Origin of the sequence: Pseudomonas sp. MWU16-30317 (assembly GCF_020515695.1) — a bacterium.
Taxonomy (GTDB): Bacteria; Pseudomonadota; Gammaproteobacteria; order Pseudomonadales; family Pseudomonadaceae; genus Aquipseudomonas.
The window spans coordinates 199,003-213,643 of sequence record NZ_JAIWJA010000008.1 but is presented as its reverse complement, the minus strand read 5'-3'; the positions used below and the strand labels follow the sequence as shown (position 1 = coordinate 213,643).

12 protein-coding genes are annotated in these 14,641 nt (G+C 62.3%); 11 read left to right on the top strand and 1 reads right to left on the bottom strand.

Going from position 1 to position 14,641, the window contains the following annotated elements:
• Positions 1-16 precede the first annotated feature (16 nt).
• A complete protein-coding gene (locus LIX93_RS22035) occupies positions 17-955 on the bottom strand; it encodes a LysR family transcriptional regulator (protein WP_226506177.1) in 939 nt (312 codons plus the stop codon).
• Between the two features lie 116 nt (positions 956-1,071).
• Between LIX93_RS22035 and LIX93_RS22030 the strand changes: the two genes are divergently transcribed.
• The 11 genes from LIX93_RS22030 to LIX93_RS21980 all read left to right on the top strand — a co-directional run bounded on the left by LIX93_RS22030 (position 1,072) and on the right by LIX93_RS21980 (position 14,615).
• Complete coding sequence (locus LIX93_RS22030; protein WP_226506176.1) at positions 1,072-1,956, top strand: amidohydrolase family protein; 885 nt, start codon at positions 1,072-1,074, stop codon at positions 1,954-1,956.
• A gap of 324 nt (positions 1,957-2,280) precedes the next feature.
• Positions 2,281-3,465: an L-rhamnonate dehydratase gene (rhmD, locus tag LIX93_RS22025; RefSeq protein WP_226506175.1), complete on the top strand. Its 1,185-nt coding sequence runs from the start codon at positions 2,281-2,283 to the stop codon at positions 3,463-3,465.
• Positions 3,466-3,480: 15 nt separating this feature from the next.
• Positions 3,481-3,801 carry an L-rhamnose mutarotase gene (locus LIX93_RS22020; protein WP_226506174.1) on the top strand — a complete coding sequence of 107 codons (321 nt, stop codon included), beginning with the start codon at positions 3,481-3,483 and terminating at the stop codon, positions 3,799-3,801.
• Between the two features lie 79 nt (positions 3,802-3,880).
• Positions 3,881-4,939 (top strand): L-rhamnose/proton symporter RhaT, encoded by a 1,059-nt coding sequence (gene rhaT / locus LIX93_RS22015; RefSeq protein ID WP_226506173.1) that lies wholly within the window; start codon positions 3,881-3,883, stop codon positions 4,937-4,939.
• A gap of 56 nt (positions 4,940-4,995) precedes the next feature.
• Positions 4,996-5,766: an SDR family NAD(P)-dependent oxidoreductase gene (locus LIX93_RS22010; protein WP_226506172.1), complete on the top strand. Its 771-nt coding sequence runs from the start codon at positions 4,996-4,998 to the stop codon at positions 5,764-5,766.
• Between the two features lie 29 nt (positions 5,767-5,795).
• Entirely contained in the window at positions 5,796-6,602 is an 807-nt protein-coding gene (locus LIX93_RS22005) for an HpcH/HpaI aldolase/citrate lyase family protein (protein ID WP_226506171.1), read from the top strand.
• A gap of 20 nt (positions 6,603-6,622) precedes the next feature.
• Positions 6,623-8,059: an aldehyde dehydrogenase gene (gene aldA, locus LIX93_RS22000; protein ID WP_226506170.1), complete on the top strand. Its 1,437-nt coding sequence runs from the start codon at positions 6,623-6,625 to the stop codon at positions 8,057-8,059.
• Positions 8,060-8,201: 142 nt separating this feature from the next.
• Positions 8,202-9,533 (top strand): carbohydrate porin, encoded by a 1,332-nt coding sequence (locus LIX93_RS21995; RefSeq protein WP_226506169.1) that lies wholly within the window; start codon positions 8,202-8,204, stop codon positions 9,531-9,533.
• A 334-nt stretch (positions 9,534-9,867) separates the two neighbouring features.
• The gene (oxlT, locus tag LIX93_RS21990; protein ID WP_226506168.1) at positions 9,868-11,136 is read left to right on the top strand and encodes an oxalate/formate MFS antiporter; all 1,269 of its coding nucleotides are present in this window, start codon (positions 9,868-9,870) and stop codon (positions 11,134-11,136) included.
• 23 nt (positions 11,137-11,159) lie between these two features.
• Positions 11,160-12,749 carry a gamma-glutamyltransferase family protein gene (locus LIX93_RS21985; protein WP_226506167.1) on the top strand — a complete coding sequence of 530 codons (1,590 nt, stop codon included), beginning with the start codon at positions 11,160-11,162 and terminating at the stop codon, positions 12,747-12,749.
• Positions 12,750-12,995: 246 nt separating this feature from the next.
• Complete coding sequence (locus tag LIX93_RS21980; RefSeq protein ID WP_226506166.1) at positions 12,996-14,615, top strand: methyl-accepting chemotaxis protein; 1,620 nt, start codon at positions 12,996-12,998, stop codon at positions 14,613-14,615.
• Positions 14,616-14,641 lie beyond the last annotated feature (26 nt).

Here is a 14,641-nt window from a genome sequence, read left to right as displayed (position 1 = left end):
GGAGCGGCTTGCCAACCTAACGCTGGGCCCGCTCGCGCAACAGCATCAAGAACGTCTCGAGTTCGCGACTCATGGGTTCATCCTTTCTCAACATCACCCCGAACGGGCTCAGCTGTTCTTCGATTTCCACTTCCAGCGCGGTCAGCAGGCCAGTGTTCACGTGATCGCGTATCACCGTATCGGTGAGCACCAGAATCGCATCGGTGATCTGCGCCAGTTGAAACATGGCGAACACCGAAGTGCATTCGATGACGTCGCTCGGCGATGCCACATTCAGCCGCTCGAAGGCCCCTTCCAGGGCGACCCGCGCCGGGCTGGTGTCGGGTTGCAGGATCCACGGCCAGGCATCGACCATCTCGGCAAGATCAAGCTGGGGATAGCGGGTCAGCGGGTGGCCGGCGCGCACGACCACCGCCAGGTGTTCGTTGCCCAGCGGCTCGAAGGCGAAACGTTGGCGATCCTGAGCATGGGACAGCCGCGCCACGGCGACATCGATACGGCGCTGGTCGAGCAGCTCGCTGAGCTGGTCACTGGTGTCCCCCATTATCCGCAGGCGCAACAGCGGATGGCTGGCCTTCATGTCGGCGATCGACTGCACTACCAGGTCCGGCACCGCGCCCATGATCGCGCCAACCGCCAGGTAGCCATAGCCACCTGCCTGACGATCGCTGAGGTCCTCGGCGCAGCGCTCCAGACCATTGAGTGCGGCGCGGGCAAACCGCAGCAACTCCTCCCCCAGCACGGTGGCGCGCATCCCCCGCGACTGGCGCTCGAACAGCGTGCAACCGAAAGCTTCTTCGATTTCCTGAAGCATCCGCGTAGTGGCTGGCTGCGACATGTTCAGGGCTTCGGCGGCGCGGTGCAGGTTCTGGCTGTTGCCCAGCGTCACCAGCATCAGCAGGTGTTTGTAGCGCAGGCGGTTGAACAAGCTACGCGCCGTGATAGACGTCGACATAACATCACCTTGTTGTTCTGATACCCGCAGGGTATCGCAATGGGCCGATCCGCTATTAGCTTTTGTGGACGGGATTTGTTATTCCACACGCCTGACAACAACAATGGAAACCGCTCATGAACGTCCCTGCCTCTGAGGTGTATGACGGCCCGATCATCGACTGCCACATTCACCTGTTCGACCCTCGCCGCCCAGAAGGCATTCCCTGGCCAGTACCTGGCGACAGTATCTACGCGCCCCATCTTCCCCATGACTATTGGCAGGCCGCAGCGGCCCATTCGATCACCGGCGTCATTGCCGTGGAGGCCAGCCCCTGGGTTGCGGATAACCGCTGGCTGCTGGAAACCCTGCGCGGTGATCCGCGGATGCTGGGCTTCGTCGGCAACCTGGACCCGGCCAGCCAGCGGTTTCGCCACGAGCTGGAATGGCTTGAACAAGCGCCGCTGTTTCTCGGCCTGCGCTACGGCAACCTGTGGGAGCGGGACCTGCTCGAAGATCAACAACGCCCCGGCTTCATCGACAACCTGCGCGCTCTGGCCGGCAGCGGCCGCAGCCTGGACAGCGCCAACCCGGATGCCCGTTTGCTGGAGGGCTTGTTGAAGCTCAGTGACAGGCTGCCGGAGCTGCGGATCATCATCGATCACTTGCCCAATGCCCAGGTCGGGCCGGGCGAGGCACAGGCCTTCGAGCGTCAAGTGCAGGCGCTGGCGCAGCGGCCCGCGGTATTCGCCAAACTGGCGGAAATTCCCCAACGGCGCGATGGGCGATTGATCGATGATCCAGGCTTTTATCGCGAGCGCCTCGATCTGCTATGGGATGCCTTTGGCGAGGATCGCTGCTTCTTCGGCAGTGACTGGCCCAATAGCGGTCAGCTGGCGAATTTCGACACCACCCTGGGCCTAGTGAAGCGCTGCATGGCGAGATACCCGGTGGCGAGCCAGGCGAAATTCTTTCGGCACAACGCCGCACGGGCATATGGCCTGGGTGTTTCACGCGGCTAAACAGCCTGCCTGCAACCGATACCCTGCACGCATCGGTATTAAGCTTATTTGAATTAGTCGGCATCGCTCAGGCTGGATAGACTCGCCCCCATGCACTCGGCAGCGCTGCGGTTCAGCGCTGCTACCCCCTTTACGCCCCCATAAATCCAATAAGGAAACCGGCGTGATGACAGACTTCAATTACCTCGCCCGCTGCTCAGCGTCCGCCTGCTTGCGGCACGTCCACGCCACCCTTCTGCGACTCCCACGACGCCACGGCTGATCCTTGCGCCCTGGGCTTCGACTCGTCCGCATTTCGCACCTTCGCCTTGCCAGGAGAGTTTCATGAGTACCTTGACCATCAAGCACGTGCGCGCTTTCACCCTCACCGGCGGCGGTGCCGACTATCACGACCAGGCCGCTGGCCACTGGATCGACGATCATATTTCCACCCCCATGGGCCGTTACCCGGAATACCGCCAGAGCCGCCAGAGCTTCGGCATCAACGTGCTGGGCACTCTGGTGGTGGAAATCGAAGCCAGCGACGGCACGGTCGGCTTTGCAGTGACCACGGGCGGGGAAATCGGCGCCTTTATCGTCGAGAAGCACCTGTCACGCTTCCTTGAAGGCGCCAAGGTCACCGACATCGAAAAGATCTGGGACCAGATGTACCACGCGACCCTGTATTACGGGCGCAAAGGCATAGTGCTCAATACCATTTCCGGGGTCGACCTGGCCCTCTGGGACCTGCTCGGCAAGGTTCGCCAGGAGCCTGTACACCAGTTGCTGGGCGGCGCGGTGCGCGATGAATTACAGTTCTACTGCACCGGCGCCCGCCCGGACCTGGCCAAGGACATGGGCTTCATCGGCGGCAAGATGCCGCTGCAATACGGCCCCGCCGAAGGAGAGGAAGGCCTGCGCAAGAACCTCGAGCACCTGGCCGGCATGCGCGAAAAGGTCGGAGCCGACTTCTGGTTGATGTTCGACTGCTGGATGAGCCTGGACCTGAACTACGCCACGCGCCTGGCCAAAGGCGCCGCCGAATACGGCCTGAAGTGGATCGAAGAAGCCCTGCCGCCCGACGACTACTGGGGCTATGCGGCGCTGCGCAACAATGTCCCGAGCGGCATGCTGGTCACCACCGGCGAGCACGAAGCCACACGCTGGGGCTTTCGCATGCTCCTGGAAATGGGTTGCTGCGACATCATCCAACCCGATGTCGGCTGGTGCGGCGGCATTACCGAGCTGATCAAGATTTCGGCCCTGGCCGATGCCCACAACGCCCTGGTCGTGCCCCACGGTTCGTCGGTGTACAGCTATCACTTCGTGATCACCCGCACCAACAGCCCGTTTGCCGAATTCCTCAACATGGCGCCCAAGGCCGACCAGATCGTGCCGATGTTTTCCCCGCAACTGCTCGGCGAACCGGTGCCGGTGAACGGCCGCATGCGCGCCTCGGCATTGGATAAACCCGGGTTCGGCGTCGAGCTCAATCCTGAGTGCCTGCTCAACCGTCCGTACCCGCGCTGATCGAGGAGCCCTGCCATGCACACCCGCGCGTTTCGGATGAACCTGGACCCCGGCCAGGAGCAGGAATACCTGCGCCGCCACAACGAAATCTCGCCCGAACTCGTGGCCTTGCTGCACAACGCCGGCATCGAGGAATACCGGATCTTTCTCGATCCCGAACGCCATGCACTGTTTGCGGTGATGATCCACCAGGAGCGCCACGGCCTGGACGATCTGCCCGCGCACCCGGTGATGCAGCGCTGGTGGCAGCACATGAAGGACATCATGCCCAGCAACGCCGACGGTTCGCCGCGCAGCGTCGATCTGCAACCGATGTTCAGCCTGCCACGGCCTTGATAACCGCCGATGCCCCGGCATCAGCCCCGATGACCGACAAAACCTTGCCCGCTGATAACAATAAAAAGGAACGCACCACGTGGAAATCATTTTTCTGGGAGTCATCCTGCACTTTATAGGTGGCTTCGCGTCCGGCAGTTTTTACATTCCCTACAAGAAGGTGCAGGGTTGGGCGTGGGAGAGCTACTGGATCACCGGCGGCCTGGTGTCCTGGCTCGTGGTCCCGCTGATTGCCGCGCAGCTGACCGTGCCGGGATTCATCGACATCCTGCGCAATGCCGACACCAGCACCTTGTTCTGGACCTACTTCTTCGGCGTGCTGTGGGGCGTCGGCGGCCTGACCTTCGGCCTGACCATGCGCTACCTGGGCCTGTCGCTGGGCATGTCGCTGATCATGGGGCTGACCTCGGCACTGGGCGCGTTGATGCCCCCGATCTACCGCGATCTGTTCACCGATGCGCAAACCGGCACCCTCACTGAAATGCTCCGTAACGCGGGGGGCCTGTGGGTGCTGAGTGGCGTTGCGGTGTCGCTGCTGGGGATCGCCTTGTGTGGCCGCGCCGGCTTGATCAAGGAACGGCAGGTGCCCGACAGCACCAAGTTCGAGACCGTCAAGGAATTCTCCTTGGCCAAGGGCGCCGTGGTGGCACTGATTTCCGGCGTCTTGAGCGCCTGCTTCAGCTACGGCATCACAGCGGGCCAGCCATTGGCCGACGCTGCCATCGCCCATGGCGCCAACAGCCTGTTCCAGAACAACGTGACCTTCATGGTGATCATGTGGGGCGGGCTGACCACCAACGGCCTCTGGTGCCTGTGGCTGAACTACCGTAATCGCAGCTTTTCCAATTACACCGACCGCAGCACACCGCTGTTGCGCAACTACGTGCTGGTGGCGACGGCGGGCACCCTGTGGTTCTTGCAGTTCTTCTTCTACGGCATGGGCGCCAGCCGCATGCACAACGACGCCAGCTCCTGGGTGCTGCATATGTCGTTCATCATCATCGTGTCCAATTTCTGGGGGCTGTATTTCCGCGAATGGCAAGGCACCAGCGCCGCCACCAAGCGCGTGCTGCTGTTGGGTATCGCGGTGATCCTGGCGTCCATCGCCATGGTCGGCTACGGCAATTACCTGGGCTGATGCCCCGTTCGATAAAAGACGCTCGATCAACACTGCCAACAAAGAGGAATTCCACCATGCTGCTCAAAGACAAGACCGTCATCATCACCGGTGCCTCCCGCGGCATCGGCCGTGCTGCTGCCCTTGAATGCGCCCGCCAGGGAGGCCGCGTGGTGGTCGCCCACAGTGGCAGCGCCCAAGGCCATGAAGCCGCCGCGTCATTGCTAGATGAGATCGAGGCCTTCGGTGGCCAGGCGATCCAGATCGGCAGCGACGCCGCCGACCTGGACACTGGCGAGCGCTTGGTGAAGGCCGCCGTCGAAGCCTTCGGCAGCGTCGATGTGTTTGTCAACAACGCCGGCATCTGCCCGTTTCACTCCTTCCTCGACATGCCGCAAGAGGTCTACCTGAAGACCGTCAACACCAACCTCAACGGTGCCTACTTCGCGGTGCAGGCTGCCGCCAACCAGATGAAACGCCAGGGCAAGGGCGGCGCGATCATCGCGGTCAGCTCGATCAGCGCCCTGGTCGGCGGTGGCATGCAGACTCACTACACCCCGACCAAGGCCGGGCTGCATTCCTTGATGCAGTCCTGCGCGATTGCCTTGGGGCCTTACGGTATTCGCTGCAATTCGGTGCTGCCCGGGTCGATCGCCACCGACATCAACAAGGACGACTTCGCCGACCCGGAAAAACGCGACTACATGGTCAAGCGCACACCCCTGGGCCGCCTCGGCGAACCCCATGACATCGCCGGGCCTATCGTCTTTCTCGCCTCCGACATGGCGGCCTACATCACTGGCGCCGCCTTGCTGGTGGACGGTGGACTGTTCGTCAACTTGCAATAACTCACTTGCGATCAAGCAGGAGCCACCTCATGCAGATGCCGCACAATCGCTTCAAGGCTGCCCTGGCCGGCAGCGCGCCCCAATATGGCCTGTGGGCCGGTTTCGCGACCGGCTATACCGCAGAGATTGCCGCCAGCACCGGTTACGACTGGATGCTGATCGACGGCGAGCATGCCCCCAATACTGTGCCAAGCATTCTCGCGCAGCTGCAGGCGGTGGCCCCATACGCCACCGCACCGGTGGTGCGCGCGGTCAATGGCGACAGCACGCTGATCAAGCAACTGCTCGACATCGGCGTGCAAAGCCTGATGGTGCCCATGGTCGAAACCGCCGAGCAGGCCCGGGAGGTGGTACGCGCCATGCGCTACCCGCCCCACGGTATACGCGGCGTGGGCGGCGGCCTGACCCGCGCGACACGCTGGGACGGCGTGCCCGACTACCTCGCCAGCGCTCATGAAGAGCTGTTCCTGATCGTGCAGGTGGAGTCACGACTCGGCATCGAAAACGTGGCCGAGATTGCCGCCGTCGACGGCGTGCATGCGGTGTTCGTCGGCCCGGCGGACCTCTCTTCCGGCCTCGGCTTCCCCGGTAACCCCAGCCATGCGCAAGTACAGGCGCAGATCCGCGAAGCCATCGATGCCACCCTGGCCGCCGGCAAGGTCGCCGGGATCCTCGCGCCCTTTGAAGAAGACGCCAAGCGCTATCGCGACTGGGGCTGCCAGTTCATCGCCGTGGGCATCGACATCAGCCTGTTTCGCCAGGCTGCACTGGACAATCTGGCGCGTTATCGGCAGCCCGACAGCAGCGCAGCCACCCCTCCCTCCCGCACTTACTGAGTCGTACAGGAGCACGCGCCATGAGCCAAACACAGCCGCTCTATCAGAACTACATCGCCGGCACGTTTCGCGCCAGCAGCGAGCACTTGCCCGTGACCAACCCGGCGACTGGCGCCCTCCTGGCCCATGTCCCGGCCTCCACCCAGGAGGACGTCGACCAGGCCATCGCCGCCGCCCGCAGCGCGCAAAAGGACTGGGCGCGCAAACCGGCCAACGAACGCGGACAATACCTGCGCCAGATCGCCGCCAAGCTGCGCGCCAACGTGCCCCATCTGGCCCATACCATCACCGCCGAACAAGGCAAGATCTCGGCGCTGGCGCAGGTCGAGGTCAACTTCACCGCCGACTATCTGGACTACATGGCCGAATGGGCGCGACGGATCGAGGGAGAGATCATCACCAGCGATCGGCCCGGCGAGAACATCTTCCTGTTCCGCAAGCCCCTGGGCGTGGTGGCGGGTATCCTGCCTTGGAATTTCCCGTTCTTTTTGATCGCCCGCAAGTTAGCCCCGGCCTTGATCACCGGTAATACGATCGTCATCAAGCCGAGCGAGGAGACCCCGATCAACTGTTTCGAGTTTGCCCGCCTGGTGGCGGAAACCGACTTGCCGGCCGGGGTCTTCAACGTGGTCAGCGGTGCCGGCAAGGTTGGTGGCCAGTTGAGCAGCCACAAAGACATCGACATGGTCAGCTTCACCGGCAGCGTGGCCACCGGCGCACGGATCATGGCGGCCGCAGCGCCGAACCTGACCAAACTCAACCTGGAGCTGGGCGGCAAGGCGCCGGCGATCGTGCTGGCCGATGCCGACCTCGATCTGGCGATCAAGGCCATCCGCGATTCGCGCATCATCAACACCGGGCAGGTCTGCAATTGTGCGGAGCGGGTGTACGTGCAGCGCAGCGTGGCGGATGCCTTTATCGAGCGCATGGGGCAGGCCATGAGCGCCACCCGCTACGGCGATCCGCTGGCCGACAGCAGCGTGGAAATGGGTCCGCTGATCAACCAGGCTGGGCTCGACAAGGTGGCTGAAAAGGTCCGGGTAGCTCGCCGTCAGGGCGCGCAGCTGATTACCGGCGGCAATCTGGGCGAACAACCCGCGGGCTTTCATTACCAACCGACAGTACTGGCCAACTGCAGTGCCGACATGGCGATCATGCGTGAGGAAATCTTCGGGCCGGTGCTACCGATCCAGATCATCGACGACCTCGACGAAGCCATCCACCTGGCCAACGACAGCGACTACGGCCTGACGTCTTCGATCTATACCCGCAGCCTGAGCCAGGCAATGCACGCGGTGCGCGAACTGGACTTCGGCGAAACCTACGTCAACCGCGAAAACTTCGAAGCCATGCAGGGCTTCCATGCCGGGGTGCGCAAGTCCGGTATCGGCGGCGCCGATGGCAAGCATGGGCTGTACGAATACACCCACACCCACGTGGTGTACCTGCAAGGCTGATCCCTGCCGGGCCGAACTGCGGCGGCCCGGTTACCTAATCAAAAATGGTGTGACCGACTTGTTTATCAAGTCGCGGATGACTGCGCGCGAAAATCGTGCCCAGCCGAGCTTGAAACAATAACAACAACAGGTAGACAGGCTTATGAACAGACACTTTTGCGGGGTTGTACTGACGCTGCTCGCCAGTGGTGTTTCCACGGGCACATTCGCTTACGGCGCGCTCGACGCCGATTCCCCCTGGTTGCTGGGCGACTGGGGCGGCGAGCGGCAAAAGCTCGCCGAACAGGGTTTTGATTTCACGCTCAAATACGTTGCCGAGATCGGCTCCAATCTGGGGGGTGGCTACGACAGCAGCACCACGGCGCGGCTCAGCGACCAGATCATCCTCGGGACGACCATGGACCTGAACAAACTCCTCGGCTGGCCGGACGCGACGTTTCGCATTGGTATCGGCGAGCGCCATGGCAAGGACATCACCAACGATCGGGTGCATCAGCCTGACGCTACCGGCATGACCTCGACCATGGAGGTGTTCGGCGGCGGTAATGCCTGGCGGTTGTCGCAACTGTGGTACGAGCAGAAGTTCTTCGACCGTAAACTGGCGGTCAAGCTCGGCCGTTTCGGCCATGGCGAGGACTTCAACCAGTTCCCCTGCGAGTTTCAGAACGTGACACTGTGCGGGTCGCAGGAAGGCAACTGGAACGGGGTATGGAACAGTTTTCCGATCAGTCAATGGGCGATCCGCGCGCGCTATTACTTCACTGCGCAGTTTTATCTGCAGGCCGGTGCCTACGACAAGAATCCCGGCAACGCCGAGTACAGCAACGGCTTCAAGCCGTTTATCGCAGGCTCGCAGGGAACCAGTTTCCCGATCGAGGCGGTCTGGTTCGGGCGGGTCAACGACCTCTCTTCCGAGTATCACCTGGGGTATTACTACAGCGATGTCGATGGGCGCGACATGCTCAAGGACGCCAACGGCAACGATGCCGCCCGCAGCGGCCAACCCTACAAGAAATACTCCGACAACAGCGGCTGGTGGCTGTCGGCGCAACAACAATTGACCACGGTAGACGGCAACAACAAACGCGGCCTGAACCTCTTCACCAACATGACCTTCAACGACCCGGACAGAAGCAAGATCAAGAACCTCATCTCGGCCGGCCTGATCTACCGCGGACCGTTCGCCTCACGACCAGACGATACCGTCGGTGCAGGTGTCTCGCGGCTCAAGATCAACGACCGTTACAGCCGCAACGCCGAGATACTCAATGCCGACAATGGCGTCGATTCCGTCCATGATGCGCTCTATGTACCGGTGCAAAAGCGCGAGTACAGCTACGAGATCAACTACGGCTATCTGGCCACTAAATGGCTGATGGTGCGGCCCAGCCTGCAGTATGTGAAATACCCCGGCGGTGTAGAGCAAACCCGCTCGGCGCTGGTGGGCGGAGTGCAGTTCATCGCTGACTTCTAGACGTGGCTCAAGCAACAGGACCGAGCACCTCGGCACCGTCGCAGTGCACGCTGCACCATGAGTGACACCACGTGGACCGCGGCGTAAAGCCGCGTGTCCGTTTGCCGATACAGGTTGCTCTGCTGGCGACAGACTGCGCATGGGCAACGGCGTAGATTACCTGGCTTCTTAATTAACTCTTTTGACTCATTATATTTTGCTTCAATGCGAAAGCAGGGTGTGTGGGCAGCTATTATCCACTGCTTATATTTATAACTTTAAGTTTAACTAAAAGCCGTTGATGGCACATCAATTGCTCGGACCAGTTACATTGATAACCGTCTGGGCAGCACTCATGAAAAGCGCACCTGCAAGCCTCGAATCATCCCGATCCAGAGCCCTCGGCTCGCGCTGGCACCAACTGAGCGCCGGCCTCATCTGCATGATGGCTATTTCTAGTCCGCAATATGTATGGACACTCTTCACCGGCCCCCTGAGCGCCAAACTCGGTGGCTCGCTGGCACAGATTCAGGTCACCTTTTCGCTATTGATCATACTGCAAACGTTCTTTTCGCCCGTTCAGGGCTATCTGGTGGATCGCTTCGGCATCAAGCAGTTGATCGCCACCGGCTGCGGGCTCTCCGGGCTCAGTTGGATACTCGCCAGCCAGGCCTCGTCCCTGACCGAGCTGTATCTGAGCTACGGCGTGGTGGGCGGTTTGGGCACCGGCATCGTCTATGTCGGCATCGTCGGCCTGATGGTGCGCTGGTTCCCGGATCGCCGCGGGCTGGCCGCCGGTGCCGTGGCCGCTGGCTACGGGATGGGCGCGATGGTCACGACCTTCCCGATCAGCAACGCCTTGGCCAGCGTCGGGATGGAAACCACCCTGATGATCTTTGGTGCGGCACTGGGACTGGTCGGGCTGCTGGCTTCGCAGTTTTTACGTCAGCCACCGGCCGAGGCCTTGCAGACCGACATTCGGGTCGCCCACAGCGTGGTCGACGTAGCGCCCAAGCAGATGCTCAAGACGCCGCTGTTCTGGCTGATGTTCATCATGTTCACGATGATGTCCACTTCAGGCCTGATGGTCACTTCACAAATGGCCAGCTTCGCCAAAGACTTCGGCATGACCCAAGTCATGGTATTCGGAATGAACGCCCTGCCGCTGGCCCTGACCATTGACCGCATCTGCAACGGCCTCACGCGGCCGCTGTTTGGCTGGATCTCGGACCACTGGGGCCGGGAGAACACCATGGCACTGGCCTTTTGCTTCGAAGGCATCGCGATGACGCTGTGGTTGTCGACCAGCGACAACCCGGTGCTGTTCGTGCTGCTATCGGGGGTGGTATTCCTGGGCTGGGGTGAAATCTTCTCGCTGTTTCCATCGACCCTCACGGACACCTTCGGCACCCGGCACGCGACCACCAACTACGGTTTTCTGTACATGGCTCAAGGCATCGGCTCGATTTTCGGCGGCCCGGTCGCGGCACTGCTGCACCAATACACCGAGAGCTGGATCCCGGTCTTCGCCGTGGCCATCAGCTTCGACCTGATCACCGCAGCGCTGGCATTTTTCGTCCTCAAGCGCCTGCGTGCCAGTTGGCTGGCCAAGCACGCCCTTTAAACTGCCCCACGAGGATTGCAACGATGTTGAACACCACACTAGCCGCCCGCGGCATCGCGGTCGCTCCCCACAGCCTTGCGGCGCAGTCGGCATTGGCCGTCCTGCGCGACGGCGGCAACGCGATCGAAGCCATGGTCGCGGCGGCAGCGACCATCGCCGTGGTCTACCCGCACATGAACAGCCTGGGGGGCGACGGCTTCTGGCTGATCATGCCGGCCCACGGCGAGCCGGTGGCAATCGATGCGAGCGGCCCGGCCGGGAGCCTGGCGACACTTGAGCGCTATGCTGGCATGAGCCGCATCCCCACCCGCGGCGTCGATGCCGCGCTGACCGTCGCCGGCACGGTGGGCGGCTGGCAACTGGCACTGGAGCTGTCCCGCCAGTGGGGTGGGCAAACAGCGCTGCCACGGCTGCTCGAAGACGCCATTCATTACGCCAGCGCCGGGATCCCCACCACCCCTTCGCAGCACGCGGCGACCAGCAGCAAACTGGCCGAACTGCACGCTATCCCCGGCTTTGCCGAGACCTTTTTGCACGACGGCCAGCCACCGCAAAAAGGCAGCCTGTTCAAGCAACCGCGCCTGGCCGTCACCCTGCGCACACTGGCCGAGGAAGGCCTGGACGGTTTCTACCGCGGCCGCCTGGGCGACTCCATCGCCCGCGACCTGGCCGCGCTAGGCTCGCCCGTCACCCGCGCAGACCTGGCCAACTATCGCGCTACCCAAGTGCGCCCGCTGCAACTGGCCCACAGCGCCGGCACCCTGTACAACCTCACGCCACCCACCCAAGGTTTGGTCTCGCAGTTGATTCTGGGGATCGCCGACCACGCCGGACTGAGCCACCATGCCGCCGATTCGGCCGAGCACGTTCACATTCTGGTCGAGGCCACCAAGCTTGCCTTCGCGGTACGCGATGCGCATATCACCGACCCCACGCACATGACCATCGACCCGCAAGCCTGCTTGACCGAGGAATACCTCAAGGCTCTGGCGGCGCGTATCGACCTGCACCACGCCGCGCCCTGGGGCCAGGGCAAAGGCCCGGGCGACACCATCTGGATGGGCGTTATCGACAACGACGGCATGGCCGTGTCGTTCATCCAGAGCATCTACCACGAGTTCGGCAGTGGCGTGGTACTGCCCGAGTCCGGCCTCAACTGGCAGAACCGCGGCGCCTCGTTCAGCCTCGACCCCGAGCACGTGCTGACACTGCTGCCCGGCAAAAAACCCTTTCACACCCTCAACCCCGCCGCCGCCCGCCTGCACGATGGCCGCGCCCTGGTGTACGGGACCATGGGCGGCGATGGCCAACCGCAAACCCAGGCAGCGGTGTTCAGCCGCTATGCGGTGTTCGGTCAGCCTTTGCAGCAGGCGGTGACTGCACCCCGCTGGCTGCTGGGGCGCACGTGGGGCGAAAGTACCGACAGCTTGAAAGTCGAATCGCGCATACCCGCCGAGGTGTTGGAGCAACTGCGCCAACTGGGCCACGATGTCGAGGTGCTGGACGCGTTTACCGAAACCATGGGCCATGCCGGCGCTGCAGTGCGCTTGAGCAATGGCACATACGAGGGAGCGTTCGACCCTCGCAGCAATGGCGCTGCTGCGGGGTATTGAGGGACCGCCTCAAGAACGCGCGAGCACAGTCATGGAGGCGCTCATTCATCGATGAGCGCCTTTTGTGTGATCGCACCAACCACCCGGCTGGTTTCATGATTGGCGCTTAAAGAATCTTCCAGCGGAGCCGACTCAAGCAATAGCAGCCCTGTTTCTGAGCTGCGTTGTGCACAGTCAGGGATACGACGAGCAAGCACCTTTCGGATGCATTCCGAGCACCGTACGCCCCCTGATGAGAGTCCCCACATGTTCAAATCCCTGAGACTGCAGATTCTGGCACTGCTCGGCGGCAGCCTGGTACTGGTGCTGCTGATCGCGCTGGCGTGCTTCCAATTTCTGTCCAGCAACGTTCACGCCTATCGCGGGCTGCTGGACGGCCCTCTGCACGCTTCGCAACTGGTCGATCAGGCCAATTTGCAATTCAAGATTCAGGTGCAGGAATGGAAAAACGTGCTGCTGCGTGGCAAACAGCCTGCGGATCGCGACAAGTTCTGGGGCCAGTTCGAAGATCAGGAGCGCCAGGTTCAGGACACCCTGGGCCGTTTGAGCGCCATGAGCGATTTGGATGCGGCGACCCGCGCCCAGGTCGACAAGTTGCGTGAAGAGCACCGCGCACTGGGGGTGGCGTATCGCAAAGGGCGCGACGCATTCGTGGCCGCCGGCGGCGATCCGGTAGCCGGCGACCAAGCAGTCAAGGGTGTCGATCGCCCTGCCAGCGATCAAATGAGCGAGCTGGTGATCAGCCTGCGCACGTTGAGCGATGAGCGATCGCAAACCATCAGCGCTGCCGCCGACAGGACCATCCTCATCGGTACGCTGGTGATGCTCGCCTCTGCCCTGCTGGTGGGGCTGCTGACGCTGTGGGTGGTCAACCGCAACATCGTCGGGCCGATCACCATGCTCATCGAATACGTCGCGCAATTGAGTCAAGGGCGCTTCAGCGATCGCGTCGCGGTCACGCGTCAGGATGAACTGGGCCGATTGGCGATTGCGGCCAACACGCTGCGCGATTTTCTGGCCGACACGTTCACCCGCCTCAAACGCAGCACCACCGACCTGGACAGCGCTGGCGGTGAGCTGAAGGCCATCGCGGCATTGATGGCCCAGGGCACCCACGAGCAGTTCGAGCGTACCGATCAAGTCGCCACCGCGATGACCGAGATGTCTGCTACCGCCCAGGAAGTGGCGCGCCATGCCGCTCAGGCAGCGCATGCCGCCGATGAAGCCGACCAGAGTTCTCAGGAAGGCGGCCGGGTCATGAGTGCCACCGTCAAGGCGATCAACCAGATGCGCGTCGAGATCAGCAATACGGCCGATGTCATTCGTCGCCTGGAAAGCGACAGCGGCCGGATCGGCAAGGTGCTGGAAGTGATTCGCAGCATCGCCGATCAGACCAACCTGCTGGCCCTCAACGCGGCGATCGAAGCTGCACGCGCTGGGGATGCGGGTCGCGGTTTTGCGGTGGTGGCCGATGAGGTGCGCACCCTGGCTCAGCGTACGGCCTCTTCGACGGCAGAAATCAACCAGATCATCAACTCGGTGCAAACCGGGGCCATCGATGCCGCACACGCCATCGAAAGTGGTCAGGCACGCAGTCAGGAAAGTGTCGATCAAGTCGCCTTGGCGGGCTCTTCGCTGGCTCGCATCACCACGGCGGTGGAAGCCATCCGTGACATGAATCGCCAGATTGCGACAGCGGCGGAAGAGCAGACTTCGGTGGCCGACGATATCTCGCGCAATCTTACGGAAATCACCGCGATTGCCACCACCAACCAAAGCAATGTGCTGCGCACCCAGAGTGCGAGCGAGAACCTGCATACGTTGTCAGTGGGGCTCAATGACGTGATTGCGCGGCTGGAGGCCTGAGACACTCCAGCCGGCCATCGATGAGC